Below are 26,814 nucleotides of genomic sequence, written 5' to 3'. Positions count from 1 at the left end.
CTTCGTAACCTCCTAGTTCAACTTAAGGATCACAGAATATATTGACTGAGATCACGATTCTGCGCGATATCCCCTAATTTCTCACGGACATACTCTGGGGTAATCGTCATCTTGTCTAGAGTCAATTCTGGCGCCTCGAATGACAAATCCTCTAATAATTTCTCTAAGATCGTATGCAATCTGCGTGCACCAATATTCTCTGTATTCTGATTCACGGTTGCAGCAATGTGTGCAATCTCGCGAATGGCTTCCGTCGAGAATTCAATCTCAATATCTTCTGTGCGAAGAAGATCTGCGTATTGCTTCGTTAATGCATTTTTCGGCTCTGTTAAGATGGATACAAAATCATCTAAGGACAGGCTATTAAGCTCAACCCGAATCGGGAATCGACCTTGAAGCTCTGGGATCAGATCCGATGGCTTCGCAATATGGAACGCTCCAGCAGCAATAAATAAAATATAGTCCGTCTTCACTTGACCGTATTTGGTCATGATCGTCGAACCTTCAACGATCGGGAGTATATCACGTTGTACGCCCTCTCTAGATACATCTGGACCCGATCCTCTGCCCGAACTAGCAACTTTATCAATCTCATCTATAAAGATAATGCCGGATTGCTCAGCGCGTCTGATGGACTCTTGCGTAACATCGTCCATATCGACCAATTTCCCAGCTTCTTCCTGTATCAGCACTTTCCGTGCTTCTTTAATCGTTAACTTCCGACGTTTTGTTCGTTTGGGCATCAGGTTCCCGAACATTTCCTGCATGTTCATACCCATCTGCTCATTCCCTTGGCCAGCGAACATATCCATCATATTCGGTGCAGCATCTTCGACGTCAATCTCAATTGTATCATTCTCCAGCTTCCCAGAAAGTAGATTAAATCGCACCTGACGACGGCGCTCTGTAAGATTCGAATCTTGCGGTTCTGCCTCTTCCTGTTGTGTATTCCCGCCATTATTGCCAAACAGCATTTCGAATGGATTCTTCTGATTCTTGTTCTTCGCTGCTGAAGGAGCGAGGATTTGAACAATTCGTTCATTAGCCATTTCTTCCGCCTTGTCCTTCACATGTTCCATTCGTTCTGATTTCACCATACGAATGGAGGTCTCGATCAAGTCGCGAACCATCGATTCCACATCGCGGCCTACATAGCCCACTTCCGTAAATTTCGTCGCTTCTACTTTGACGAATGGAGCTTGAACTAGCTTCGCGAGTCTGCGAGCGATTTCCGTCTTACCAACCCCTGTAGGACCAATCATCAAAATATTCTTCGGAACAATCTCATCACGAACTGATTCATCGAGTAGACTGCGGCGATAACGATTACGCAGTGCTACAGCGACCGATTTCTTCGCATTCTTCTGGCCGACGATATACTTATCTAGCTCCGCAACGATCTGACGCGGTGTTAGCGATTGATTACTCATCTACATCCCTCCATCACAATTTCTCAAATTTCTTCGACGATAATATTCCCGTTGGTATATACGCAGATCTCAGAAGCAATTTGAAGTGACGCCTTGGCCATTTCTTTCGCTTCCATCTCTGGCGCATGGCGTTGCAATGCCCGAGCTGCTGAGAGAGCAAAGGAACCCCCTGAACCAATCGCCAGGATGCCATCATCTGGTTCGATAATCTCACCATTCCCCGAGATTAATAACAATCCACTATGATCCATTACGATCATCATGGCCTCAAGTTTCCGAAGAACGCGATCTGAGCGCCATTCTTTGGCAAGCTCGACAGCGGAACGTTGCAGATTTCCATGATGTTCTTCCAGTTTGCCTTCGAATTTCTCAAATAACGTAATGGCATCTGCGACTGAACCCGCAAATCCTGCTACAACCTGCCCTCGATATAAACGACGAACTTTCTTCGCATGCTGCTTCATAACCATACTATTTCCGAACGTCACTTGTCCGTCCCCTGCAATAGCGCCTTTACCTTGATGTCGAACTGCACATATCGTTGTCGCGTGAAATGCCATTTCCATGAGGCAATCCCCCTCCTAAAATAACCCCACAACGTGAGGATTTGGCTTCGAAGTCGATACAGGTACTTTGTGTGGACCCCAAAACCACCAAAAGCCTTTTCCTAAACAAAGAAACAGCTATGAGCAGCTGCTTCTTTAAGTGTCATCAATCTCAATATATTAAGTATAAATGAGTTGGTGCTCTTGTGCAAAATTACGGACCGTATCAAGTGCTCTCGTCGCGATCATTTCATTTTTTTCCTTTTTATTACGAATACGTTTCTCCAGTGGAGGAACAAGTCCGAAATTCGCATTCATCGGTTGGAAATGCGCAGGATCCGCATTCGTAATATAATGCGCCATACTTCCGAGCGTGGATTCATGTGGGAAAACAAGGCATTCCTGCTGCTTCGCAAATCGCGCTGCATTGAGCCCTGCAATCAGTCCCGAAGCCGCAGACTCCACATAGCCCTCTACGCCTGTCATTTGCCCTGCGAAAAAGAGATTATCCCGTCCTTTTAACTGATAGGTCGGTCTGAGCAATTTAGGCGAGTTTACGAACGTATTCCGGTGCATTACACCATATCGAACAAATTCTGCATTCTCTAGACCAGGAATAAGCGAGAACACCCGCTTCTGTTCGCCCCACTTCAAATGCGTCTGGAAGCCAACCATGTTATACAGTGTGCCTGCTGCGTTATCTTGACGAAGCTGAACGACTGCATAAGGGAGTTGTCCGGTGTGTGGGTTGACTAGACCTACTGGCTTCATCGGACCGAACAATGCCGTCTGCTTCCCGCGCTTCATCATGACTTCAATTGGCATACAACCTTCAAAATATATCTCTTTCTCGAACTCTTTGAGCGCTGCTGTCTCTGCAGAAATGAGTGCATCGTAGAAGACGTTGAATTCCTCTTCCGTCATTGGGCAATTGAGATAAGCAGCTTCACCTTTGTCATAACGAGAAGCGAGGTATACCTTGTTCATATCAATCGAATCTTTCTCGATGATCGGAGCTGCTGCATCATAGAAGTAGAAGTATTCTTCACCCAGCAAATTTTTAATTTGCGCAGAGAGGCTCGGTGATGTCAGTGGTCCTGTTGCAATGACAGTAATCCCGTCTTGAGGAATCTCTTGCACTTCTTCGTTGCGCACTTCAATAAGCGGGTGCTCACGAAGCGTATTTGTGATTTCATCCCCAAAGCCGTCACGATCCACAGCTAACGCTCCACCAGCAGGCACGGCATTACGATCAGCTGCGCCAATAATAAGTGAGTTCAACATGCGCATTTCTTCTTTAATGACACCTACCGCATTACTCAATCCATTCGCACGAAGAGAATTACTACATACGAGTTCTGCAAATTTATCGGTGTGATGCGCTGGTGTTTTCTGTACTGGGCGCATTTCATATAACGTAACCGGCACACCTTGACTTGCGATCTGCCATGCTGCTTCACTGCCTGCTAATCCTGCTCCGATGACGGTGACTCTTTGTTGTTCTGACAATGTTGGTTCCTCCTTGAGGTGGTGAGGGCTTCCCCCATTCCCCCTTATACAATTTATTTAAGTTTCTTTTTTTAATGCTTAAAAAACTTTTCCATCCCCCTACATCCCCCTTACTAAGGGGGACCCGAGGGCTCGCCCTCTGGACACCCGAAAATGGGCTAAGAAGCAACTGTATACGATTCTATCCTTATCCACAAATGAGCGCTTTCGCCGAAACAGTCCCTTAAATAAGGGACTGTGCGGCACGCTTTACGTATATGGTTGTGAGCTACTCGCTCAAAAGATTAGATTAATCTTGATCCTCTTGATCTTGTACTTCTTCGCTGAAGTCGCATGATGTACATTGGTGCTTAACCCCTTGCTTCGTACGCTTCTCAATCATCAGCTTGCCGCAGTTTGGACAAGGTTTGGAGATTGGTTTATCCCACGATACGAAGTCGCACTCTGGGTATCTCGTACAGCCGTAGAATATACGGCCTTTTTTGCTGCGGCGCTCTACGATCTGGCCTTCGTGGCATGTCGGACACGCAACGCCCGTTTCCTTCACGATCGGCTTCGTGTTACGGCAGTCCGGGAAGCCTGAGCATGCCAGGAATTTACCGAAGCGCCCCATTTTATACACAAAATGTTTACCGCACTTCTCGCAAATCTCATCGGAGACTTCATCAACGATTTCGATTTCCTTCATTTCCTCTTCGGCAACTTCAAGGCGTTTCTCGAATGACTTGTAGAACTCCGCAAGTACTGCTACCCATTCTCCCTCACCATCTTCAACATGGTCGAGATCTTCTTCCATATGTGCCGTAAATTCAACATCGAGTATTTCCGGGAAGAACTGCTCCATTTGCTCAATGACAAGTTCGCCAAGCTCTGTCGGGACGAATTTCTTCTCCTCAACAGCGACGTAACCGCGTTTCTGTATCGTTTCTAGCGTTGGAGCATAAGTACTTGGTCTTCCGATGCCGAGTTCCTCCAGCGTCTTGACCAATCGAGCCTCCGTATAACGTGGCGGCGGCTGTGTAAAATGCTGCTTCGGTTCGATATCCTTCTTCGTTAAGGCGTCGCCTTGTGCTAACGCTGGTAGCAGCTTATCTTCGCCGTCCGTTGAACCGTCATCGTTACCTTCCACATAAACCTGCATGAAGCCTTTGAAGCGCACCTTGGATCCAACAGCACGGAATGTTGTACGCCCTGCTGTGATGTCCACCGTCATCGTATCGAGAATCGCCGATGTCATTTGGCTTGCTACAAAGCGTTCCCAGATCAATTTATATAGACGGTACTGATCGCGGCTCATAAACGATTTAATCTCATCCGGCTCACGAAGCGCTGATGTTGGACGAATCGCTTCATGCGCATCTTGTGCATTTGCAGACGATTTCTTCGTATATTGTCTTGGTGTCTCCGGCGCGAAATCGCTTCCGTATTTATCCACAATAAGAGCTTTTGCTTCTTCCTGCGCAATAACGGAAATTCGAGTGGAATCCGTACGCATATAAGTAATTAAACCCACGGTGCCTTCTTTACCCAGATCAACACCTTCGTACAGCTGCTGTGCGACGGACATCGTCTTTGCTGCACGGAAGTTAAGCTTACGTGCTGCTTCTTGCTGCAATGAACTCGTAATGAACGGTGGCGAAGGATGACGTTGTCTCTCCCGCTCTTTCACTTCCGATACCGTAAATTTCTGCTTCGCTATCGCATCCAGAATCTCTTTCATTTCCGCTTCATTATGCAATTCATGCTTCACGCCATCTAATGAATGGAATTTCGCATCAAATTCATTTTTGCCAATTGCGAGCTTCGCTTGAATCGTCCAATATTCCTCAGGAACGAATGCATCAATCTCATTTTCACGATCAATAATGATCTTGACGGCAACGGACTGTACCCGGCCAGCGGATAATCCTTTTTTGACTTTCTTCCATAATAAGGGGCTGATCTTATAACCAACGAGTCGGTCTAGGATACGGCGTGCTTGCTGTGCATTCACCAAATCCATATTGATTTGACGAGGTGTCTTGAATGCGTCCTTGACCGCTTGCTTCGTAATCTCGTTGAATACTACGCGGCAGCTCTCACCTTCTTCTATATCTAGAACATTCGCTAAATGCCATGCAATCGCTTCCCCTTCGCGATCCGGGTCAGCTGCGAGGTAGACTTTCTTTACTTTTTTGCGCGCATCCTTCAGTTCCTTCAGAACAGAGCCTTTACCACGAATGGTTATATATTTTGGATTGAAATCATTTTCAACTTCAACCCCGATTTGACTTTTCGGCAAATCCCGGACATGCCCCATAGACGCTTTCACGATATACTTACTGCCTAGATATTTACCAATTGTTTTTGCTTTTGCAGGTGATTCCACAATGACTAGTGAATCCGCCATAGGCTCATCCTCCTCTCCATCTCATCCAAACTTTACATTATTTGTATTTCTGTTATGAATTCGCTATATACACGGAACCCGGTAGTTGACTTATTACCTTTTTTATTAGTAAAGATAACAGAACTGAATGCAAATGTCCAAAATTACTTTCACTTTTTTCCAGAAGTGTGTCAAAAGTAATCGGCTCCGGTTCGATTAAACGATATATGGTTTCCTCCTGTGTTGTCAATGCCGGCATCGAATAAGGTTCAAAAATAACCGTAGATCGAGCACTCGTCTGCACGAAGGGAAACTCTTCTGTAATATCATTAGCGGTGACAACAATCTTCGCACCTTGACGTAATAAGTTCAGCGTTCCTTGGCTTTTCGGCGATGTTATAGGACCCGGAACGGCGAATACTTCCCGTGAAGCCTCAAGCGCAGCATCCGCTGTTATTAGCGAGCCACTCTTCACATCTGCCTCCACAACAAGCGTACCCAAACTTAGGCCCGCAATAATGCGATTACGTAGCGGGAATAGCCCTGGGTGTGACTTTTTCCCTATCGGGTACTCTGATACAACCAGTCCATTTGCAATAATCTCCTCGTGCAAAGAACGATTCTCAGGTGGATATATCGTATGAATTCCAGTCCCAAGTACGGCTATCGTATTGCCTTTGGCCTGCAGCGCACCACGATGACAACAGCTATCGATCCCTCTTGCTAGACCGCTGACGATGGTAAATCCTGCGTCGCATAAATCAACAGCCAGCAAATCCGCAACTTTCTTCCCGTAGGCCGTTGGAACGCGTGTACCCACCATACCAATTGAAGGTTCCTTTAGTAGGGCTAGATTGCCCATCGTATACAGTACCCAAGGGGGTGCTGGCGTCTCCCGGAGCAGTTCAGGGTATTCAGGATCCAAAATCGTAACGATGTCGATGTGACGCTGATTATAACGGTCTACAACTTGTTCGATTCTCTGCGGTGTAACGTGTTCCTTCATATAAATAGCTCGTTCTACTGGAATTCCCATTGCAACGAGATCCATCTTATCTAAAGTAAACAATTCACGGAACGATTGCAAATTTTCATGCAAAGTATAAATCGTCCTTGACCCAATACCCTCTAACTGGTGCAATCCTATTAATATGAGACGATCTTCTATCATCTATCCCAAACTCCTTCCTCATTGTGCATAAAATAATACACCTTTGCAAGCCCAATACTTGCGAAGACAAAAAAAGCAACCCCTCCACACACCGCGAAGACGGATGTAGAAAGGTTGCTTACCTCACTCAGGTATAACTTATTTAATTAGACATTATTTTGTTAGGCACTTCTCGAGCAGGCCACGTTCTTCAAGTACAGCCACAAGTGTCGATCCCATTTCGGAAGGTGTTGGTGCAACACGAATACCGCAAGATTCAAGCTTCGCAATTTTCTCCGCAGCTGTTCCTTTACCACCGGAAATAATCGCACCCGCATGACCCATACGTTTACCTTCTGGTGCTGTAGCCCCGCCGATAAAGCCAACGACTGGCTTCGTCATGTTCTCTTGAATCCATTCCGCTGCTTCCTCTTCTGCTGTTCCGCCGATCTCACCGATCATAATAACAGCTTGCGTGTCTGGATCTTCGTTGAACAATCGAAGAATATCGATGAACTCCGAACCTTTCACAGGGTCGCCGCCGATACCGACAGCCGAAGATTGACCGATACCGCGCGTCGTCAATTGATGAACCGCTTCATAAGTCAGTGTTCCGCTACGGGATACGACGCCAACATGGCCTTTCGTATGAATATATCCAGGCATAATACCGATTTTGCACTCATCCGGCGTAATGACGCCCGGGCAGTTCGGTCCGATTAGGATCGTCTTCTTGCCTTCCATGTAACGCTTCACTTTGACCATATCCAGTACAGGAATGCCTTCGGTAATACAGATGACGAGCTCCAGCTCAGCATCTACTGCTTCCATAATCGCATCAGCAGCGAATGCCGGTGGCACATAAATAACACTTGCTGTTGCGCCTGTTCCAGCAACCGCTTCAACAACCGTATTGAACATTGGCAATGTCACGACAGAACCGTTCTCAAGTTCGAAGTCGACGTTCATGCCGCCTTTACCCGAAGCAACCCCGCCTACCATTTGAGTTCCGTATTCCAAGCCGCCTTTGGTATGGAACATCCCTGTTTTCCCTGTCATGTTCTGTGTAATGACTTTTGTATTCTTATTGATCAAAATACTCATGGATTATTCACATCCTCTTCTATATTAAACAGCTTCAACGAGCTTCACGATTTTCTGAGCGCCATCCGCCATCGAATCCGCGGATACAATGTTCAAACCGGATTCATTCAAAATGCGTTTACCGATCTCAACGTTCGTACCTTCAAGACGCACGACAAGTGGACGATCGAGGCCAATTTCCTTCGCAGCAGCAACGACGCCATCAGCGATGACATCACAGCGCATGATACCGCCGAAAATATTAACGAAAATTCCTTTCACATTCTCATCGGAAAGGATGATTTTGAAGGCTTCAGTAACCTTCTCTTTGGTCGCACCGCCCCCTACATCAAGGAAGTTCGCAGGGTCGCCGCCATAATATTTGATAATGTCCATTGTCGCCATCGCAAGTCCGGCACCGTTAACCATACATCCAATGTTGCCATCTAAGGCAATGTAGCTAAGGTCGAATTTCGACGCTTCAATTTCCTTCTGATCTTCTTCATCCAAATCGCGAAGCGCTTGAATGTCTTTGTGACGGTACAATGCGTTCGAATCAAAGTTGAGCTTCGCATCGAGCGCCATAACCTGGCCATCACCAGTCACGACAAGCGGATTGATCTCGGCAATCGAGCAGTCCTTTTCGACAAATGCGGTATATAGAGCCATCATGAATTGAGCCGCTTTGTTCACAAGCTCAGTAGGAATGTTAATGGCATACGCCAATTTACGAGCTTGGAATGCTTGCAATCCAATTGCTGGATCGATGACTTCTTTAATAATTTTCTCTGGCGAATGAGCAGCAACTTCTTCAATCTCCATGCCGCCTTCTTCGGATACCATCATAACAACGCGACCTGTTCCGCGATCTACAACAACGCCAACGTAATATTCTTTCTTAATATCGCAGCCTTGCTCGATCAGCAAGCGCTTAACTTCTTTACCTTCTGGACCTGTCTGATGGGTAACGAGAACTTTACCAAGAATTTGCTCAGCATATGTCCGCACTTCATCCAGATTTTTAGCTACTTTAACACCGCCCGCTTTACCGCGGCCACCAGCATGAATCTGTGCTTTTACCACGACAACAGGGGTACCTAATGACTCCGCCGCTTCAACTGCTTCATCTACAGAAAACGCAACCTTCCCTTGGGGAACGGCAACTCCATACTGTCTCAGGACTTCTTTTCCTTGATACTCATGGATATTCATTCTAGAATCCTCCTTAAACTTTTGCGAACTAAACTGAACCTTCACGGACACTCTCGCTCTCACAATCTACGAAATGGCAGATTATACAAGCCGAATCCATTGTAACACTTTTTTAAAACGCTTACCTTAGTTTTCTATGAACAATATACATTTCTTTGATATAAGAATCATCACTTTTTGAGATTAATTGGATAATTATGGATCTTACAAAACTCGAAGATTGGCACGATTTGTGAAATGAATTTTGGAAGGAAAGAAATATTTCGTAGAATAAACGCTCATAATAGGAAATAAAAAGGAATTTTGTCACATGAAATATGCACGGGAAGTTAACGACACTTTCGCACATTTGTGCTATTATTGCATTATCATCCCACATACAACATCATCCGACAGGTTACTATGAAATTTATAACAAAAGGAAGACGTTGACGATGCTCGAGAAACTTGCAATCAAATGGGGTACATATGTCTACGAACATAGTAAATATAACCCGATTTCATTAAAAAAAACGATATTTCAACTTCATGTTTTCTTTACGAACGCATCTGTCCTTTTAACTGGCTTCATCATGTCACTCCTCCTACATCATGTCGAATCATTTTTAGTATTTTATTTTGGTTTTATGATTCTTCGCATGTTGAGCGGGAGCCTTTGGCATCTGAATGACAGCACGGCATGTTATATCGTCTCCAGTATTTTGTTGATCGTGTTGCCTATGTTTGATTACTCCGAATATATGAACCAAATTTCATATCTTTCATTCGTTATCCTTGCTATTCTAGCACCTATTCTAAAATTGAAATCCACAATGCGTAGTAAATTAACCCTTAAAATCATTGCCCTGCTATGCGTTATGATTAATCTTTATTATTTCAAATCATCAACTCTATCAATGGCCTTTTTAATACAATCAATGACACTTATCCCACTAACTAAAAAAGGACTGAACAAGCTATGGCGGCAATAATATTGCCTTATATTTTTTCCATGGTTGATTTTGCATCGATATTTATATTTATTGTCTGCATTTTTAACCTACCTCTTAAGAATAGAAGTACGGTCATAAAAATAGTAGTATCTACTGCTGTACTTGCCATCGTCTCGCATTTCATTATCTATCTTGACTATCAAAAATACTCATTATGGATATTGATACCGTCCGTTGTACTCATTATGAGGTTCGTGTTTAAACAAAATAAAACCTACTCCATATGGATCAGTGTAACGGGATATATTTTCGTGCTATCGATTCAGTTGCTTATCATCTATGGATTGCTCTTTACAAAAGCTATTGCACCAGAAGATGCAACACCTTATACATATAGTGCCTATTTAATCCAACTTGCTACCTTTATAATCATTTGTGTGATCTCTTATATCGTTCATAAGCTTGGTGATGCGATGACTTTCGATTTCGATAACCTTTTTGGGCAGAAGATTAATTTTAAATCCCCTGTGCGATATATCGTCACTTCCATCGCGATCTTATTGTTCATTTCATTGACGTTTCCTAACTTCTATGGTGAAGACCTGGATATGAATTTCTATATTAGTATCACATCTTCTCTGCTTTGTTTCTTCATATTAATTGTCATGTCGCTGCAACGCAACAAAGAAGAAAATGAAAGAAGAAGTCACAACACCTAGAACTACTCTTCTCTATAAGTTGACCTATAGGAAGGAGGTGATTGAATGAAAAAACAAACATTATTCGCATCTCTGACTATGCTGATACTTGCTGCTTTTACTCCAATTGTTGATTTTGTTTCTACGAGTTGTATTGGGCCATTGTATGACTTTGAATCTCCTAAAGAGTAACAACAGAATAAATAAAAAAACGAACCTTAATACCGATTAAGGTTCGTTTTCTTTATATTCACTGCATTCGTTTTCTTGCTAATTCGCACCAGAACATATAGATTAATCAAGAAAGTGACTAAAAACAGATTCCATAGGCTTGGTATTGAAGCAAGACCTAGATAGAAGGAATAGGGAAAAACCCAAATTAATGAAATCATCAATAAAATACGTTGTTTGCTTAACCAAAATAGTATACCAGATAAGGCTGGCAATAATAACAACGTTACGCAGATCCACTTGGTCGAGACGGAAACAGCACCATCATATGGATTCAAAAACATGAATATTAAAGTTAGCAGAATGACAAGAATGAATGATCCCATTCCCCAGCATGTTAATCGTTGATTATACATGTAATCAGTCACCTCTCTTTATACTCACTGAAGATCGGGAACCATGATATAGGAAATATTGTAACACATCGCTAGAGTCTTTCGCCAATTTTTTACTTTTATCCCGTCTTCTATCTATAACCTCAATTAATATAGTGGATTGACAGTTTTTATAGGTTTTGATTAGAATAAGTTGAATCCATTTATAAATTACAGTCCAATTTTGGAAATAAGGAAGCACCTTTTTCCGCGAATTTCGCGTGGAAAGGGTGTTTTTGTGTTATGTACGGAAAAATTAACAGTGCCTGTGTTTACGGTGTAGACGGAAGAATCATTCATGTTGAAGTGGATATTAGCAACGGCATACCCCATATGTCGATCGTCGGACTACCAGATTCAGCCATACGTGAATCGATTGATCGCGTAAGAGCAGCTATCAAGAATTGCGGCTTCTCGTTCCCATTAGCGCGCATAACAGTCAATCTAGCGCCTGCAGATCTACGTAAGGAAGGCTCTGCCTTCGATCTAGCGATTGCACTGGGCATTCTGACGACCAGCGAGCAGCTTCGAATCGATTCGGTTGATCAATTTCTTATGATTGGAGAGTTATCGCTGAACGGCGAGGTCAGGCCAGTCCCCGGCGTACTCTCGATGATCGAACATGCGAAGCGCTGCGGCATTCGTCAAGTGATCATTGCTGCTGATAATGCATTGGAAGCATCCATGATTGAGGATATGGACATCTATGCCATTCATCATCTAAGAGAGCTCTATCAAGATCCTCAATCAACAGGCTCCCTAGATCTTACGAATCTTCTCTATCACCCTGCCAGTCATCCCGCTCCTACGCTCTTTGCCAATACAAATAATGCGATTCTCGAAGATTATTCGGATGTCATCGGTCATCATCAGATTAAGCGAGCCCTTATCATTGCAGCAGCCGGGATGCACAACATTCTATTAGTTGGGCCTCCAGGTACGGGAAAAACGATGTTAATTCGCAGGCTCCCTACGATTCTCCCGCCACTTCTAGAAAACGAGGCCCTCGAGGTGACCAAAATCTATAGTGTCGCTGGAAAACTAAGTGATGACCACGGCGGACTCATTCGGAAAAGACCGTTCCGCGCGCCTCATCACACGATCTCAGCAGGCGGCCTGATTGGCGGCGGATCGATCCCAAAACCAGGCGAAGTCAGTCTCGCTCATAAAGGCGTGCTCTTCCTCGATGAGCTGCCGGAATTTACACGAAATGTACTCGAGGTGCTGCGTCAGCCGCTTGAAGAGCGAGCGGTAACGATAAGTCGAACAAGGGCGGTCTATAAGTATCCTTCGCATCTCCTGCTAGCCGCTTCAATGAATCCGTGTCCTTGTGGATACTGGGGAGCTGAGACTTCAAGACAACGCTGCACATGCAGCCTGAACAAAATAACTGCCTATCGTTCCCGCATCTCAGGACCTCTACTGGACAGAATAGATCTACAGGTCGAAGTACCACGGGTGCTGAATCATCGACAGGATGAGAATCCGATGTCTTCCGCTCAAATGCTCGAGCAAGTTCTAGCTGCCCAAGCGGTTCAATTACATCGATATCGAAATCTACCGATTGCGTGGAATAGTGAACTGAGCGGGTCTTATTTTCGAAAATATACGAAACCGACGCGTGAGGCGGATCAGCTGCTAGAGCACACCTATGAAGCGCTAGGGCTAAGTCTAAGGGCCAATGATCGTATCTTGAAGCTCGCTCGAACCATAGCCGATCTGGAAGGCAAAGAACAAATTGATGTGGCACATATTGCAGAGGCGATTCAATATCGCAATTTGGATCGAAATATTGAGGGTGCAGCGTCTATTTGAATACCGCTCTTATCATATTTCGGTAGCATTCACACGAATCGCTGATCATACCGATATTAGATAAGTAACGCGATTTTGAGGAGGCTAACAACGATGAACATCTCTACCTTATCCACAGTGATGAAACAGAACAGTTTATCTCAGGCTGTTGGTATCAGATTGCTTAAGATGTCCAATGATCAAGCGACCCAGAACGGCCAGAACATCGTTAAAATGATGGAGCAAAGCGTTCAACCGAATTTAGGCGGCAATCTGGATCTGAAGGTGTAGGATTCAGAATATAAGGATTGAACATTCTTATATGAGAAAAAAAGGCAGCACTCGTGTGCTGCCTTTTCTCATCACTATAACATTTACTTCCCACTTTCTCGCACGGTACTCTGATTCATTTTCGCGAGCGCGGTATCACCGATTAGACCAATTCGCCAGATGGCGATCCCTTTGAGGTCATATCGTTTTGCTAAGCCAATCTTACTAGAAATCGATTGATCATTTTCACTGCCCATCGAGATACCGAGCAACAACTTGTCCTTCGAAGTCTCCTGTAATGCAAGCTTGATCGCCTCATCGACGCGCTTCAGCGGCTCTGGCTCCTTCTCCCCTTCATACGCATAGGCCATAATAATCAGTTGATCTGCGATTTTCCCCATCGCCTTATAATCATAGCCCTTATAGGAGCTATTCAAAGGATGCAGTGCTAAACTAAGCTTAAGATTTGCCGGACCCGCTTGCTCAGCAAGCTGCTTCACGAATTTCGTATAGCTCTGCTTGGCTTGCTCCCGATCTCCTGTCAATCCTAAGCCTTCGAAGTCCAATGTAATACCACCAAAGCCTTTATCCTGAGCCAACGTTACAATATCCGTGATCGCTTTCTCACGAAGCTGTTCATCTTCAATCATTTTCGTAAGCTCACCGCCTCGGTCTCCAGCGAATACCATCAGACTTGGCTTCACACCTGCCGATACTGCGTTTGTCACGATCGATTCTGGACTCACATCTCCAGAAGCTTTGGGCCAATAGAAGTCTTTGCCGGAAGTTGTCACGGTGCCGTCTTCTTGAATTCGTGCCCAACCGAAGGCAACACCATCAAATTCATTCACATAAGAACGTTCCGCAAAGGATGAGATCGCATAGAAACCCAATCGATATAAGGATTGCTGCGGAGATGTAATCAAAACTTGCTTGGCCCCCGCATCCCAAGCGACTTCTGCTCCAAATTGTTTGCTGAAGAAGCTAAGTGGCACCATCACTGTACCTTTCAACTGAACCGGAGCTATCGGTATGCTCACTGCGCTCCCGTTCACGATGGCTTGCTTCTTATTCAGAGTTAGAATCACTGTCGTTGCTTCAGACACGCCTTGACTTCTAGCCGTAATCGTCTGCGCCTTCGCATTCCATTCCACTGAAATGTTCAAAGCTTCAGCAATACTGCGAAATGGCACCATCGTACTGCCCTGAATTACCGTGGGCGCAGCCGAGAATGGCAGCTCGTAACCATCAAGCAGAATGCGCGTCTCGGTGGATGCTGCACTTACATGTGTTGCAGGGAATCCTACGAATAACATGGATAGACTTAGAAATAATAGAATTGCACGACGAATAGACTTGCGATTGAACAATGAAATCTCCCCTCTCTCTTATATATTTTACATTATTTTACTACTAGATGGAACTCTATCGTTCTCTCGTAAGCACAAATGATAAAGAGTCATCTCGTCCAGATCTCAAAGAACTGTGATAGGATGACTCTTCTTCAAATTACATTATTGCGAAGTCCGGACATGCTGCAAGAACCACGCATACAGTTCGGGATTCCGATAGGTCTCTGTCCAAGAGTCATGGTCCACACCCGGATAGATCGTAAATTTCACCGAGGAACCCATGGATTCGAGTGCATGTACGATCATTTTGGATTCCTGTATCGGAACCACGCTGTCTTGATCTCCGTGAAACGTCCATATCGGCAATGACTTCAATCCTTCAGGGTTACGTCCTGGTACAAGCCCGCCGCAGACTGGCGCAACAGCCGCAAACGTATCGGGATAGTTCAATGCCAAATCCCATGAGCCATAGCCGCCCATACTATAACCTGTCAAATAAATCCGGTCTTGATCTACAGGATATTGTTCTACAATCTCAGCGAGCAGAGCCATCAATGCATCATTCTCTAGCGGCCAGAACGAACCTGCCGGGCACTGAGGACAGACCACAATAAACGGAAGCTCTTCGCCTGCTTCCAGATTGTTCGGTATCCCGTATTTCTTGACCAGTTCTATATCTGAACCGCGTTGATTGATGCCGTGCAGGAAATAAATCATTGGCCATTTCTTCTCAGCATTTGGATTAAAGTCAGTCGGCAAGTAGACAACATATTGAAGTTCTAGTGTCTTAACGATTTCCTTATGTAGTGCAGCCACTGTTTGTTTCATCTCATATCCCTTCTCTCCTCGAATCCTTTAGAAAGCTTCATGCCAATGCTTCAATTCTGGATCGTTATCTCCTTGAAAATGAACGGTAATGACATCGAACCGAACTGCATTCGCTGATAATCGCTGTTGGTAGAGAAATACCTCTGCCGTCCCACGCACCTGCCGCTGCTTCCGGGCATCAATGGACTCTATCGCCGTCCCATAACGCGATGTATTCGAACGGCTTCGTACCTCGACGAATACGATAACCCCTTCATCTCGAAAAATAAGATCAATCTCCCCGCTGCGACACCGCCAATTCCGTGCCATGAAAAGATATCCTTGTGCGCGAAGATACTGTTCTGCTAATTTCTCTGCTTCTGCACCGAGTGCTCTACGATTCATGACTCTTGCCTACGATCTGCATTTTGATCTGTTCGATAGACGAAGCTGAGAATTTCTGCAACAAGCTGGTACAGCTCCGCAGGAATTTGTTGATCAACATCTAGCTTCGAGAGCACCTCGACAAGCGACGGATCTTCTTGAATGGCGACGCCACTTTCTTTGGCTTTATCAAGAATGGCTTGGGCGAGATGGCCTCGTCCCTTGGCAATGATCTTAGGCGCTTCTGCAAGACCTGGCTCATACTTTAGCGCAACGGCTTTCTTGAAGTGGACGCCTTCGGGCAAAGATTCTTGCTTCGGGTTCACCCGGTTCATACGAGAAGATCCACTCCTTTATAGGCTGATGGTGTATAGGCCGCAGCCGGATGATCTCCCAGTACAGCCGCCGATTTCGATGGTTCTTGCTGTACTGGAACAGGAGCCGTCTGTAACGAAATTAATTGATATCCGATATGCGAGAGCGCAGTCTCCATTTCTGAACGTCGCTCTTGGACCATAGGACCGAGCCACTCTTGATCATTGAGCAGCTTCAGCGACACGATATGATCGACGACATTCACATCAGCAATCGTTCGGCCTAAGGCCCGTAAGTTCAAATCAAACCAGAGGTGACAATTCCCCGCATCCAGATCGCCTCGTTTACCTTTGCGCGTCTGGATATGTACCGTTGCCGTCTCTTCGCCTTCGGTATTCTTGAGTGGTATAAATAGACTCACGTGAGCAAAGGGAGCACTCCGATCATTCGATAACATTAATTGCTGACCTGTAATTTGGTTAATGAGCTGCTGCGCTGTATCCTTCATCGCAGGTGGCACATCCTCGGATTGTATAAGTTGTAAAAGGACCAGTTTGAGATTCTCGGGCGACGTCTGTGCTGCCCCCGAAGCATGTGGTAATGGCACAACATTCAACGGAAGCTCAGCTGTTGACCTTACCAATTTCGCGAGCTCCTGTGCTTGCTGTGTACCCGATCCCAGATTAGCATTTTGGATAGGTACAGCGGGGTCATGTCCCTTCGTCGCTGTTCCTTGGGGTAACGTTGATGCTTCCAACGACTTCCACGTTGTCTGCTCATGCTCTACGCCAAGCAGTTTCAGCACACGACCAATCCATGGTTCTTGCATGGCCTTCTGTGGCAGAGCATCTCCTTCGGTTGATACAGACACGACTGAAGCTGAATTCGCTGTAGCATTCTGCTGCTCTTGCAAAGCAGCGCCTTGCAACGATGCTGCAGGTGTTGCCGATGCCGCCGAATGCTGCGGTGCTATACGCATGGCGGATTGCGGCCCTTGCGGTGATGCCGGCAGTGGCGCTGCTTCGCTATGCGCCGCGGCGGGCACGGTCCGCGCAGCCCCCGGCTCAGCCGGGGCTGCCGGGGCCCGCATGGCCGCAGCAGCTTCGCTCGCTGCGGCTCCGCCCAGTGAGCCTTGCGAAGCTGGCGCACCCAAACCCTGCGCTGCTGCGCTCGGGGCATTCGCCCGTGGCGCAGCTTGCGCCAGAGCTGGCGCGGCGGCTGTGCCGGCCGCGATAGGCGCCCCCGCCGCGGGCTGCGCAGCCGCGGCAAGCTCTTGCAGCACCGCTGCTGCCTGCGTCAGCAGCAGCGGTGCTGTGCCTGCGCGCGCGCCGCCAAGCGAAGCTGGCGCTTGCGCGGGGGCAGTGGCCCCGCCTGCCATAGGCGGCGGGGCTGGGCTCGCGCCGCGCGGTGCCTGCGGCGCGGCGGGCTGCTGCTCCAGCGCGTCCGCGAGCTGGAGCTGGAGCGTGGCAAGCAGCTGCGTAAGCGGCTTGCCGAACAACACTTGATGCAGCGCCTTCACCGTCTCTTGCGTCAGCGGGAGACCTCGTTTGAAAGCAAGCGAAGAAGCCTGCATCCAATCTTCTTGCGAGATTCCTTGCGGAATCTGCGCCATAACAGCACGCATCTGCTCCGCCGTTTCCTTCATGATGGGCACACCATTTTGCTGCATCAACTGTACGAGCTCGCGTGCCCACTTCTGATCCGGCAAGCCAACGGATTTAAGTACATCCCCAATCGATTGCTCGGCGATCGGCACACCTGGTGAGGATTGCAAAGGCTTAAGTACGACTAGCCCATTCTCGGTCTCTGGCTGCACCTGGAGCATGGTTGTCTGTCCCGGTGCTAGAGGTGTTTCCAATTTGGCCTTCACCTGCGTACCGTTTATATTCATTACCGCTTCTTGACCATCCTCTGACACTTCCGTAACGACGCCACGAACGACTTGACCCGGCTTTAATTCTACTTGCTTCGCATCCCCCGGTTTCACATCCCCGAGCAGACCGCGAACCATTTGTCCGATATTCATTCCTATATCCCTCCTCGTCCCTCTCTTCTTAAGCGACGGCATTCGAGAGTCATCTCTATTCTATTTATCGGTCGAATCGCTCCAGATCATGACGATACGAAAGCGACCATTTAGAACAAAACAGGCTGTTCTAATTCAGCCAAAATATTACGAATGAACGACTTACGATGCATCGGTGTCGGTCCAAGTGTCGCAATTTTCTCCCGATGAAGCTTCGTCCCATATCCTTTATGGATCGCAATTCCATACTCGGGATACATCGCATCCCATTCCTCCACACAAAGACGATCACGTGTTACTTTTGCCAAAATCGAAGCCGCCGCGATCGACTGACTTCGTGCGTCCCCTTTCACAAGCGCGAGCTGAGGGAGGTCGCAATCCACCTTTTCTGCATCAACTAACAGGAAATCCGGCGCTACAGATAGCTGCTCTACCGCTTGCTTCATCGCAAGTCTTGCTGCTTGTTTAATATTGATCCGATCCACCGTCTCCGCATCAATCCTTACGATGGCATAGGCAACAGCTTGCTCGATAATCACATCATAGAGTGTGTTGCGTTTCTTCTCCGTTAACTTCTTCGAATCATTGATCCCTTCAATTTCAAGACCTTCTTCTAAGATCACCGCCGCTGCAACGACATCTCCGAACATGCACCCTCGTCCGACTTCATCAATTCCAGCAATCCTTTTATAGTTCTGCGCTGCATATTCACGCTCGAATTCTAGCATATCCACTTCTTCCATACGAACTACACCTCTTAACTCTCTCAACCTTAATAACCCACGTGCTATGTACCCATCCACGTTTCTCTATTTTAACACAGAAAGAGCGCCCTAAGAAGATGACCTGTACCGTCCTATAGCGGTGATCTTCTATTTAAGGCACTCCACTTTACGAGACTACGGTTTATATTCGTTCACGATGAGCTGGTCTAAATGAAGCTTCACGACGCGCCACATTTCATCCGGATCATGTCGCTCTGCATTCGTAATGCTATGAATGACAAGACCATCCACTAGGGCATGCAATCGACGTGTCTCCAGCTCAGCATCGATTCCTTCATTCGTTAAATTCAACTGAATGAGTACATTAATCATCCGACGAAACCCGTCATATAGTGATTCATGCACCTCCAGACTAAGGGCTCTGAAGGTAGGATCGACCATCGCTCGTCCGGTAAACGAAATCCAGACCTCCGATTCGGCAAGCCGTTCTTCGTCAAGCGGCATAATCTCCCCAATGACCAATTCGATATCGTGGCGAGGATCGCCGTTAAACGGTAACTTAGCAATACGTTGATTGACGCGATCGGAGACCATTCGCATCGAAAATGCGAGCAGCTCGGACTGTGTCACGAAATAATGCCGCAGTGAACCGAGGGACATCCCCGCTTCATCCGCAACACTGCGCACAGTTACTCCTTCCAAACCTTCACGGCGTATGACACGCCAAGCTGCTTCTCCGAGTTGTTCCCGACGTTTATCATGATTTACGATTTTAGGCATGTATTCATTGTATCACCATTGTTTTTTTAATACAATCGTGCTAAAATAACGACGAGTAAATAATACAATTGTATTAAAAAGAATTCGGACGCGTTCCTTTCTTACAAGGCAACCGTTACTGTGTAAAGGAGATCAATCATGATTACTGCATTCATTATTGGCTGTGAAATTGGATTCTGGGTATTTGTCATTGCGGGACTCTTCTGCCGCTACATCTTGAAACGCAAAAAACTAGGGGCAGGGCTGTTGCTCATGACACCTGTCGTCGACCTTGCCCTGCTAATCGCGACATTGTTAGATTTACGATCAGGCGCTGTCGCCACCTTCGCCCACGGCATCGCAGCCGTATACATTGGCGTCTCGATTGCATATGGCCACCGGATGATTCGCTGGGCTGACGAACGGTTCGCATACCGATTCGCGAATGGTCCTGCACCTGTGAAAAAACCGAAAACGGGTACAGCCCATGCACGCCATGAGCGTATCGGCTGGCTGCTTCATCTCCTTGCATGGTTGATTGGCTGTGCTATACTCTATGGCATTATCCTCGTTGTTGACGATAAGACCCATACGGAAGCGCTATTCAATATCGTACGCGGTTGGTCACTCATTCTGGGCATCGATTTCCTGGTCAGTTTCAGCTACACCTTGTTCCCACGGGGCTCCAAAGAAACGATGTAATGACAAAATAAAGCCATAAAACACAAAAAAACCGTGCTCTTTGTGATTCCTATCCAATAGGGAGAACTTCACAAATTGCACGGTTTTATTTTTATCAATCCATATAGGTTTACAGCATAAACGACAACGGGACTTCCAGCGAGAAACGTCCCATTTTGCCCGCGCGTAGTTCGCGTAGAATGACACCAGATGCTTTCTCGAGATCAACGCGTCCACCGCTCATAATACAACCACGTTTACGTCCGATCTCTTCCATCACCTGAACGATTTCGTCAGGAACATCCAGATCTTCGGGTTTCTTCGTTAGTTCGAATCGCTCTTGCAACGTATCCCAATAGTACTGCGTCATGTATTTTATCGCGAAAAAGGCAACGTCTTCGATATTAATGACTTGCTCTTTGATCGCACCCGTAACGGCTAGTCGATAGCCAACTTCCTGATCCTCGAACTTCGGCCATAGAATTCCCGGTGTATCCAGCAGTTCCATTTCCGTTCCGATCTTAATCCACTGCTGTCCCTTCGTGACGCCTGGGCGATCTCCGGTTGCTGCAATGTTGCGGCCTGCAAGTCTATTGATTAATGTCGATTTTCCTACATTCGGTATTCCGACGATCAATCCGCGAATCGCACGCGGCTTCATGCCTCGATTGAGTTGTTTCTGAATTTTATCATGAAATAGCACCTTCGCTTGCGCAGGAATGTCCTGCACACGAGTCCCGTTCGACGCATCGATCGGAAATGCTGTAATGCCTTCATTTTTGAAGTATGTTACCCATTTCTCTGTCACCGCCGGGTCCGCCAGATCAGCTTTATTCAGCACGATCATTCTTGGCTTCCCTTGCAAAATCTCATCAATCATCGGATTGCGGCTTGACAGCGGTAGACGAGCATCGAGCAGTTCTATCACTACATCGATCAGTTTCAGTTTTTCCTGGATCTCACGACGTGCTCTCGTCATATGTCCAGGGAACCATTGTATCGTCACCGTCTCTCACCACCCTTACTCAAAATTCACGTCTAGTGATTTACTATTGTAATATCCTTGTACGGCCAGAATACAACTTCTGCACGCCCTACCACTTCTTTTAAATCAATATATCCAATCATTCGGCTATCCGTACTGTTACGGCGGTTATCACCCATGGCGAAGATATGGCCTTCTGGGACCTTCTCTTCTGTCACGTCAGCATTAGGGAAATCACGCAGATTGTTGTATTGTTCCCCTTTGCTATGGTACTCATCCAAGACGCCTTGAATGTACGGCTCGCTAATTTTCTTGCCGTTGACATAGACATCATCGCCTTGAACCTTCACCGTATCACCTGCGACAGCAACGACACGTTTAATGTAATCACGCTTCTCTTGCGGAACATGAAATACAACGACTTCACCCGGCTTTGGCGCACGGAAATCGTATAAGAACTTATTCACAATGACTCGCTCACCTGTATGAAAATTCGGCTGCATCGATGGCCCGTCTACCATGAAGGGAGCAAATACGAACCAACGTATGACTACGACTAAGACGACAGCAATAGCAATGGCCTTTGCCCATTCCACTGCTTCACTTTTCAGTTTGCTTGTGCCAGGCTGTTCTTGTGGTTCATTTGGTTCTGTCTCATGAGAATCCGTTTGATTCGTCATCGCTTTCCCTCCTTATATTACATTCCCTATTTCAAAGCGTATTCATACCGCTATACATGCGAAAGGAGCTTGTAGTAACAAGCCCCTTGGTCTTACATTAACGAATCTCTTTAATTCTCGCTGCTTTACCGCGTAGTTCACGAAGATAATAAAGCTTCGCACGACGCACTTTACCACGGCGAGCCACTTCGAGTTTATCGATTTTTGGGGAATGAAGCGGGAAAGTTCTTTCCACACCTACACCGTAAGAAATTTTACGAACTGTAAAAGTCTCACTGATTCCGCCTCCACGACGTTTAATCACAACACCTTCGAAAAGCTGGATACGCTCACGGGTTCCCTCGATAACTTTAACGTGTACTTTTAAAGTGTCTCCAGGACGAAAGCTTGGCAAGTCTTTACGAAGTTGTTCTTGAGTAATCGCTTGTACGATATTCATCTATGACTCCCTCCTTCCACTCAGGTGTTCATACGTCTCAGGGAGCTGCTGCTCCGCCTCATCGTTCGTAGAGGACCACCGAATTAACACAAATGATATTGTATCATGTTTAGCAATCGAACACAAGTGATTTCTTTAGCTTCCATTATCCCATTCATCATGCTCTACTGCCTGTACGACAGAACGATCCGACCTCTCTAGTTTGTCATGAATCGCTTGCAGCAGCTTGACGATTTCGGCGAGTCCGATAAATGCCAGCCCGATCATGGCACCGTAAGCCCACCATTTGAATAATACCATCACCGCAGCAAGTGCAAACCCATTATGCCCACTTGCAATCGCGAGGAAAAACCCCATGAGCAGTGAAATTCCAATAACTACAAATCCGAATCCTAGCAATATACGGCTCACTATATTCTGTCGCAAATTGCCCCCGCCTCTCCTTACTTGATCCAACTGATTCTAGTATAGTGCGGTATATCCGGAAACACAAAGTGAATCGCCCAAAAATTGCATACATCCTTCGATAGGGATAGGCGCCTGCTTCCTCTAATGCTATAATTAGCCAGTACATCGACTGTCCAGCAAAGGTAGGATGACTATGAGAAGCATACCACGCCCTTCCTTGCGAAGAGGCATCTTGAAATTCGACCGCGTATCGTTAAAATTATCGATCATTATCCTCGTCTTCATTATGGCCATCTCCTCATTTACAGGAATTTTTATCTACTATCAGACGAAAGAAATCATTATTCAAGATGTCCAGAATTCACTCACAGCTGAGAGCGCATCTATTGCCGAGAAAGTCAACGCATTATTCGAGAAATTCGGCGCTACTGTGGAACATATGACAACAGATCCTTCGACGATCCGACTGCTAAAGACGGCGAAATCCCACTTAGAAGTCACCCAGAATCCGGATTATCGAGACGTCATGATCTCCTTGAATGCAACTGCAGCCATCGACGACCGATTATCGCTCGTATGGATTGCCAGCGAGAAAGGGAACTTCTTTGTGGGGAGCGGCGGGCGAATATCTCGTCCGAGCTTCGAGATTAACTCTCGTGGATGGTATGCCGAGGCCTCGGCATCCGATGAGACAACATACAGCCAGCCTTATCTCGATGCATTTACAGGCAGATGGGTCGTAAGTGTCGCCCATCGCATTCAAGATCAAGGAACAACCATTGGTTACGTTGCCGTCGACATTCTACTCGATACGTTCCCGGAGATTATGAAGCCTTACCATAAAGGCAATGTCGGGTATCATTTTCTGGTTGATGCTGACAGAGAAATCATCTATTATCCTGGTTTTACATATACGCTGGATCGCAAATTTCCAGATGCGAGTCCCGGGCTTCAAGCCATTCTTACGAAGATGATGGAGCAGCAAACTGGTGTAGAATCTATTCAGACATTGAAGCAAGAGGAATATATCAGCTATGCGCCAATTCCGCTAACGAAGTGGTCGGTTGCAGTCAGTACGCCAACGGACCTATCTTTACAAGAATTGAACAATTATTCCCGGTCATTATTTTTCTATTTCACGCTTTGCATTCTAGTTACCGTTATCGTTACCTATTTACTGCTCGCTTATTATTTGCAGAGATTTCCTTTTCTTACGAACATTACGCAGAAATTCATAACCGGTGAAGCGATTATTAATCAGAATGATTATGCCATCATCGTTGTTGACTCTCAGTTCCGAATTACTTATTTCAGCAAGACCGCTGAGAAAATGCTGGGCTACACATCCAAGGAAGTCGTCAACAAGGAAAGCATTATGCTGCTGCAGGATCAAGATACGATCGCACGGACAGCCGCAACACTGTCTGCTCAACTCGGAAGAACCATTCCGCCAGACACAACGGTATTTCAAGCGGTATTCGAAGAAAATCATCAGACATCGTATGATACAGAATCCCTCTACGTACATAAGAATGGCACACGCATTCCGATCTCCGTGAATGTCAATAAAATGCTGGATCATAACGGGAATATCATCGGTTATATTCGTATTTGCCGAGACATATCAGAGCAAAAGCGGGATCAAGTCGAGTTGATGGATGCTAAGAAAGCCGCTGAGGCGGCGAATCAAGCCAAAAGCGCGTTCCTCGCAATGATGAGCCATGAACTTCGGACGCCCCTGAATGGAATCATTGGCTTGACGCAATTGATTCAGAAGACGGGAATGACACCGATCCAACAGGATTATTTGCGCAAAATATTAGCTTCTTCCCAGACCTTGCTTCGCATCATTAATGAGATATTGGACTTCTCCAAGATTGAGGCTGGAAAAATTGAAGTCGAAGAGACGAAAATCAATCTCTATGGGATGTTCGACAAGCTCTCGGAGACGAGCAGTATGCTCCAAGCCAAAAAAGATCTGGTCCTCCTCATGGATTTACCAAATGATTGGCCAGCTTATGTATTAGGAGACCCCCTGCGACTCGAACAAGTCCTGCTAAATCTGATCAGCAATGCGATTAAATTCACGAATTATGGGATGGTCTGTATACGGGCTGAGAATATAAGGCGCACAGCAGAGTCGATCGAGATCAAATTTTCGATTATCGATACCGGGATTGGCATTTCTGAGGAGCAGCAGCGCTACTTATTTGAACCTTTCTCTCAGGCTGACAACTCGACAAGTCGCAAATACGGCGGGACGGGACTTGGGCTTGTGATTTCCAAAAAATTAGTGGATATCATGCAGGGAGATTTACAACTACACAGTGAGTTTAGGGTAGGCAGCACCTTCTCCTTCACCATACCCCTACGTCTTGCACAAGATGCGAATGTTGCACTGCTACCCCCAGTCGACACCATCGTAAGGCGGGAAGTGCTGCTCGTATCAGATAAGACAGCGCTGAACAGTCATATACAATCGATGCTCCATACTTTGGGTCACGAAGTGTATTCCTGTCTATCTTGGAAGGAAGCGACGAATTGGCTTGAAATGCAAGATCATCATGCAGACATTGTTATTCTTGATATGGATGCTGCGGACATGTACGGTGAAGAGACATGGGTTCGAATGCAAAAGCTAGCGCGCTGCCTAGGCGTTCTCACACTCCTCATGACCACTACGCCAGGAAGAGAAGCCGTCTTCTCGCTGCCGGATCAGCTTCGCCCCGATGCCGTCCTGTTGAAGCCGGTTCAGATTTTCAAGCTTCATCACATTCTCAGCAGCTTAGTTGACAATACCAGATATGAAATCAACGAGATCACTGCCTATAAGGAGAGCGCTGCTGGATCCAGTCGGCCTTATCGTATTTTACTAGCCGAAGATCATGAGATTAACCAACAAATTGCGGTGGAGTTACTAGAAAGCCGTGGATATTCTGTTGGCGTAGCGGAGAATGGACGTCAGGTGTTGATGCTGCTCGAACCCTTAGAATGGGATCTCATTCTGATGGATATCCATATGCCGGAGATGGATGGATTGGAAGCAACCAAACGAATACGTAGTAACCCCGTTTATCAGCAACTGCCGATCATCGCGATGTCTGCGAATATCATTCAGAAGGATCGTGAGCAATATTTTGCAGCAGGGATGAACGACATGATTCAGAAGCCGATCGATGTCGATCAGATGTTCCAGACATTAGACAAATGGCTTGGTTCAGGTTTACGAATCGGTTCAGAAGCAATGAAGGAAGAAGATGTCAACCTTGATCGCAATCATCCGTATCAAATTCTTGAGGATCATGGGATTATTGTCGAACAAGCGATTCATCGATTAAATGGGAAGGTGCACATATTGAACCGAATGCTAACCACCTTCCATCAGGAATACAAACTCTTTATTGATCATTTCATGGATATGATTGAACAGGAAGATCATGACACAGCAAGGCGCATGATTCATACGTTGAAGGGTACCGCGGGGAATTTATCTGCACAGCATTTATATGAAGCAGCGAACCAGGTTGAACAATGGTTGAAGGATGATAAGCCCAAGGACGATACTACATTTGATCAAATGTTACAAGATTTAACCTATCAATTAACTCGCATATTGCATGCGATCGAACTATTTATTGCACGAACAACACTGTAGAT

Annotated in this window: 25 protein-coding genes; 7 read left to right on the top strand and 18 right to left on the bottom strand. The window is 46.1% G+C overall.

Translation table 11 applies throughout. The features are described from left to right. Window positions 1–29: 29 nt before the first annotated feature. The 7 genes from hslU to sucC all read right to left on the bottom strand — a co-directional run bounded on the left by hslU (window position 30) and on the right by sucC (window position 9,297). Window positions 30–1,430: an ATP-dependent protease ATPase subunit HslU gene (hslU, locus tag C558_RS0118790; RefSeq protein ID WP_018757835.1), complete on the bottom strand. Its 1,401-nt coding sequence runs from the start codon at window positions 1,428–1,430 to the stop codon at window positions 30–32. Between the two features lie 23 nt (window positions 1,431–1,453). After that, on the bottom strand, window positions 1,454–1,996 hold the full coding sequence (gene hslV / locus C558_RS0118785; protein ID WP_018757834.1) for an ATP-dependent protease subunit HslV: 543 nt from the start codon (window positions 1,994–1,996) through the stop codon (window positions 1,454–1,456). 159 nt (window positions 1,997–2,155) lie between these two features. Then, window positions 2,156–3,484 carry an FADH(2)-oxidizing methylenetetrahydrofolate--tRNA-(uracil(54)-C(5))-methyltransferase TrmFO gene (trmFO, locus tag C558_RS0118780; protein ID WP_018757833.1) on the bottom strand — a complete coding sequence of 443 codons (1,329 nt, stop codon included), beginning with the start codon at window positions 3,482–3,484 and terminating at the stop codon, window positions 2,156–2,158. 289 nt (window positions 3,485–3,773) lie between these two features. Further along, window positions 3,774–5,873, bottom strand: coding sequence for a type I DNA topoisomerase (topA, locus tag C558_RS0118775; RefSeq protein ID WP_018757832.1), 2,100 nt, complete (start codon window positions 5,871–5,873; stop codon window positions 3,774–3,776). A 52-nt stretch (window positions 5,874–5,925) separates the two neighbouring features. Continuing rightward, window positions 5,926–7,023 (bottom strand): DNA-processing protein DprA, encoded by a 1,098-nt coding sequence (gene dprA / locus C558_RS0118770; protein ID WP_018757831.1) that lies wholly within the window; start codon window positions 7,021–7,023, stop codon window positions 5,926–5,928. Between the two features lie 153 nt (window positions 7,024–7,176). Further along, the gene (gene sucD, locus C558_RS0118765) at window positions 7,177–8,106 is read right to left on the bottom strand and encodes a succinate--CoA ligase subunit alpha (RefSeq protein ID WP_018757830.1); all 930 of its coding nucleotides are present in this window, start codon (window positions 8,104–8,106) and stop codon (window positions 7,177–7,179) included. A gap of 24 nt (window positions 8,107–8,130) precedes the next feature. Further along, window positions 8,131–9,297, bottom strand: a complete 1,167-nt coding sequence (sucC, locus tag C558_RS0118760; RefSeq protein WP_018757829.1) for an ADP-forming succinate--CoA ligase subunit beta — start codon at window positions 9,295–9,297, stop codon at window positions 8,131–8,133. Between the two features lie 317 nt (window positions 9,298–9,614). On the opposite strand from sucC, the gene C558_RS35220 reads away from it, so the two are divergent. The 5 genes from C558_RS35220 (at window position 9,615) to C558_RS33260 (ending at window position 13,617) form a co-directional block, all read left to right on the top strand. Beyond that, window positions 9,615–10,268 (top strand): accessory gene regulator B family protein, encoded by a 654-nt coding sequence (locus C558_RS35220; RefSeq protein WP_083927216.1) that lies wholly within the window; start codon window positions 9,615–9,617, stop codon window positions 10,266–10,268. Between the two features lie 215 nt (window positions 10,269–10,483). After that, a complete protein-coding gene (locus C558_RS0118750) occupies window positions 10,484–10,948 on the top strand; it encodes a hypothetical protein (protein WP_018757827.1) in 465 nt (154 codons plus the stop codon). 45 nt (window positions 10,949–10,993) lie between these two features. Next, window positions 10,994–11,119, top strand: a complete 126-nt coding sequence (locus C558_RS34980; RefSeq protein ID WP_018757826.1) for a hypothetical protein — start codon at window positions 10,994–10,996, stop codon at window positions 11,117–11,119. A gap of 656 nt (window positions 11,120–11,775) precedes the next feature. Continuing rightward, the gene (locus C558_RS0118735) at window positions 11,776–13,347 is read left to right on the top strand and encodes a YifB family Mg chelatase-like AAA ATPase (RefSeq protein ID WP_018757824.1); all 1,572 of its coding nucleotides are present in this window, start codon (window positions 11,776–11,778) and stop codon (window positions 13,345–13,347) included. A 93-nt stretch (window positions 13,348–13,440) separates the two neighbouring features. Next, window positions 13,441–13,617 (top strand): YjfB family protein, encoded by a 177-nt coding sequence (locus C558_RS33260; protein WP_018757823.1) that lies wholly within the window; start codon window positions 13,441–13,443, stop codon window positions 13,615–13,617. Between the two features lie 83 nt (window positions 13,618–13,700). Here the strand turns inward: C558_RS33260 and C558_RS0118725 are convergent, their stop codons facing one another. The 7 genes from C558_RS0118725 to C558_RS0118695 all read right to left on the bottom strand — a co-directional run bounded on the left by C558_RS0118725 (window position 13,701) and on the right by C558_RS0118695 (window position 19,985). Next, complete coding sequence (locus tag C558_RS0118725; RefSeq protein ID WP_018757822.1) at window positions 13,701–14,966, bottom strand: stalk domain-containing protein; 1,266 nt, start codon at window positions 14,964–14,966, stop codon at window positions 13,701–13,703. A gap of 144 nt (window positions 14,967–15,110) precedes the next feature. Further along, a complete protein-coding gene (locus C558_RS0118720; protein ID WP_018757821.1) occupies window positions 15,111–15,776 on the bottom strand; it encodes a carboxylesterase family protein in 666 nt (221 codons plus the stop codon). A gap of 27 nt (window positions 15,777–15,803) precedes the next feature. After that, window positions 15,804–16,160, bottom strand: a complete 357-nt coding sequence (locus C558_RS0118715; protein ID WP_018757820.1) for a YraN family protein — start codon at window positions 16,158–16,160, stop codon at window positions 15,804–15,806. Beyond that, the gene (locus C558_RS0118710) at window positions 16,157–16,474 is read right to left on the bottom strand and encodes an EscU/YscU/HrcU family type III secretion system export apparatus switch protein (protein ID WP_018757819.1); all 318 of its coding nucleotides are present in this window, start codon (window positions 16,472–16,474) and stop codon (window positions 16,157–16,159) included. The genes C558_RS0118715 and C558_RS0118710 overlap by 4 nt, the downstream gene beginning before the upstream one ends. Next, window positions 16,471–18,480: a hypothetical protein gene (locus tag C558_RS0118705; protein ID WP_018757818.1), complete on the bottom strand. Its 2,010-nt coding sequence runs from the start codon at window positions 18,478–18,480 to the stop codon at window positions 16,471–16,473. The genes C558_RS0118710 and C558_RS0118705 overlap by 4 nt, the downstream gene beginning before the upstream one ends. 110 nt (window positions 18,481–18,590) lie before the next feature. Then, window positions 18,591–19,223, bottom strand: a complete 633-nt coding sequence (locus tag C558_RS31390; protein WP_018757817.1) for a ribonuclease HII — start codon at window positions 19,221–19,223, stop codon at window positions 18,591–18,593. Window positions 19,224–19,379: 156 nt separating this feature from the next. Beyond that, entirely contained in the window at window positions 19,380–19,985 is a 606-nt protein-coding gene (locus C558_RS0118695) for a TetR/AcrR family transcriptional regulator (RefSeq protein WP_018757816.1), read from the bottom strand. A gap of 138 nt (window positions 19,986–20,123) precedes the next feature. Between C558_RS0118695 and C558_RS0118690 the strand changes: the two genes are divergently transcribed. Further along, window positions 20,124–20,666 (top strand): hypothetical protein, encoded by a 543-nt coding sequence (locus C558_RS0118690; protein WP_018757815.1) that lies wholly within the window; start codon window positions 20,124–20,126, stop codon window positions 20,664–20,666. 109 nt (window positions 20,667–20,775) lie between these two features. Here the strand turns inward: C558_RS0118690 and ylqF are convergent, their stop codons facing one another. From ylqF to C558_RS0118670, 4 genes are all read right to left on the bottom strand, one after another. Continuing rightward, complete coding sequence (gene ylqF, locus C558_RS0118685; RefSeq protein WP_018757814.1) at window positions 20,776–21,651, bottom strand: ribosome biogenesis GTPase YlqF; 876 nt, start codon at window positions 21,649–21,651, stop codon at window positions 20,776–20,778. A 32-nt stretch (window positions 21,652–21,683) separates the two neighbouring features. Further along, window positions 21,684–22,310, bottom strand: a complete 627-nt coding sequence (lepB, locus tag C558_RS0118680) for a signal peptidase I (RefSeq protein WP_018757813.1) — start codon at window positions 22,308–22,310, stop codon at window positions 21,684–21,686. Window positions 22,311–22,407: 97 nt separating this feature from the next. Beyond that, a complete protein-coding gene (gene rplS / locus C558_RS0118675; protein WP_018757812.1) occupies window positions 22,408–22,749 on the bottom strand; it encodes a 50S ribosomal protein L19 in 342 nt (113 codons plus the stop codon). 135 nt (window positions 22,750–22,884) lie between these two features. Continuing rightward, the gene (locus C558_RS0118670; RefSeq protein ID WP_169445395.1) at window positions 22,885–23,160 is read right to left on the bottom strand and encodes a hypothetical protein; all 276 of its coding nucleotides are present in this window, start codon (window positions 23,158–23,160) and stop codon (window positions 22,885–22,887) included. Between the two features lie 214 nt (window positions 23,161–23,374). On the opposite strand from C558_RS0118670, the gene C558_RS32660 reads away from it, so the two are divergent. Further along, window positions 23,375–26,812, top strand: coding sequence for a response regulator (locus tag C558_RS32660; RefSeq protein WP_211220783.1), 3,438 nt, complete (start codon window positions 23,375–23,377; stop codon window positions 26,810–26,812). Window positions 26,813–26,814: the final 2 nt, after the last annotated feature.

It is taken from the genome of Paenibacillus terrigena DSM 21567 (assembly GCF_000374845.1).
In the GTDB taxonomy this organism is placed as follows: domain Bacteria; phylum Bacillota; class Bacilli; order Paenibacillales; family Paenibacillaceae; genus Paenibacillus_K; species Paenibacillus_K terrigena.
Note: the sequence above shows the minus strand (reverse complement) of the source record. Positions and strands in the feature narration are given on the sequence as shown.

Coding starts and splice junctions, on each gene's coding strand:
- lepB (WP_018757813.1), bottom strand. CDS start 22,310: ATGACGAATCAAACGGATTCTCATGAGACAGAACCAAATGAACCACAA.
- C558_RS35220 (WP_083927216.1), top strand. CDS start 9,615: ATGCACGGGAAGTTAACGACACTTTCGCACATTTGTGCTATTATTGCA.
- C558_RS0118720 (WP_018757821.1), bottom strand. CDS start 15,776: ATGAAACAAACAGTGGCTGCACTACATAAGGAAATCGTTAAGACACTA.
- sucD (WP_018757830.1), bottom strand. CDS start 8,106: ATGAGTATTTTGATCAATAAGAATACAAAAGTCATTACACAGAACATG.
- C558_RS0118690 (WP_018757815.1), top strand. CDS start 20,124: ATGATTACTGCATTCATTATTGGCTGTGAAATTGGATTCTGGGTATTT.
- hslV (WP_018757834.1), bottom strand. CDS start 1,996: ATGGAAATGGCATTTCACGCGACAACGATATGTGCAGTTCGACATCAA.
- C558_RS0118710 (WP_018757819.1), bottom strand. CDS start 16,474: ATGAACCGGGTGAACCCGAAGCAAGAATCTTTGCCCGAAGGCGTCCAC.
- sucC (WP_018757829.1), bottom strand. CDS start 9,297: ATGAATATCCATGAGTATCAAGGAAAAGAAGTCCTGAGACAGTATGGA.
- C558_RS33260 (WP_018757823.1), top strand. CDS start 13,441: ATGAACATCTCTACCTTATCCACAGTGATGAAACAGAACAGTTTATCT.
- C558_RS0118705 (WP_018757818.1), bottom strand. CDS start 18,480: ATGAATATCGGACAAATGGTTCGCGGTCTGCTCGGGGATGTGAAACCG.
- hslU (WP_018757835.1), bottom strand. CDS start 1,430: ATGAGTAATCAATCGCTAACACCGCGTCAGATCGTTGCGGAGCTAGAT.
- C558_RS0118715 (WP_018757820.1), bottom strand. CDS start 16,160: ATGAATCGTAGAGCACTCGGTGCAGAAGCAGAGAAATTAGCAGAACAG.
- C558_RS31390 (WP_018757817.1), bottom strand. CDS start 19,223: ATGGAAGAAGTGGATATGCTAGAATTCGAGCGTGAATATGCAGCGCAG.
- C558_RS34980 (WP_018757826.1), top strand. CDS start 10,994: ATGAAAAAACAAACATTATTCGCATCTCTGACTATGCTGATACTTGCT.
- topA (WP_018757832.1), bottom strand. CDS start 5,873: ATGGCGGATTCACTAGTCATTGTGGAATCACCTGCAAAAGCAAAAACA.
- dprA (WP_018757831.1), bottom strand. CDS start 7,023: ATGATAGAAGATCGTCTCATATTAATAGGATTGCACCAGTTAGAGGGT.
- rplS (WP_018757812.1), bottom strand. CDS start 22,749: ATGAATATCGTACAAGCGATTACTCAAGAACAACTTCGTAAAGACTTG.
- C558_RS0118735 (WP_018757824.1), top strand. CDS start 11,776: ATGTACGGAAAAATTAACAGTGCCTGTGTTTACGGTGTAGACGGAAGA.
- C558_RS0118695 (WP_018757816.1), bottom strand. CDS start 19,985: ATGCCTAAAATCGTAAATCATGATAAACGTCGGGAACAACTCGGAGAA.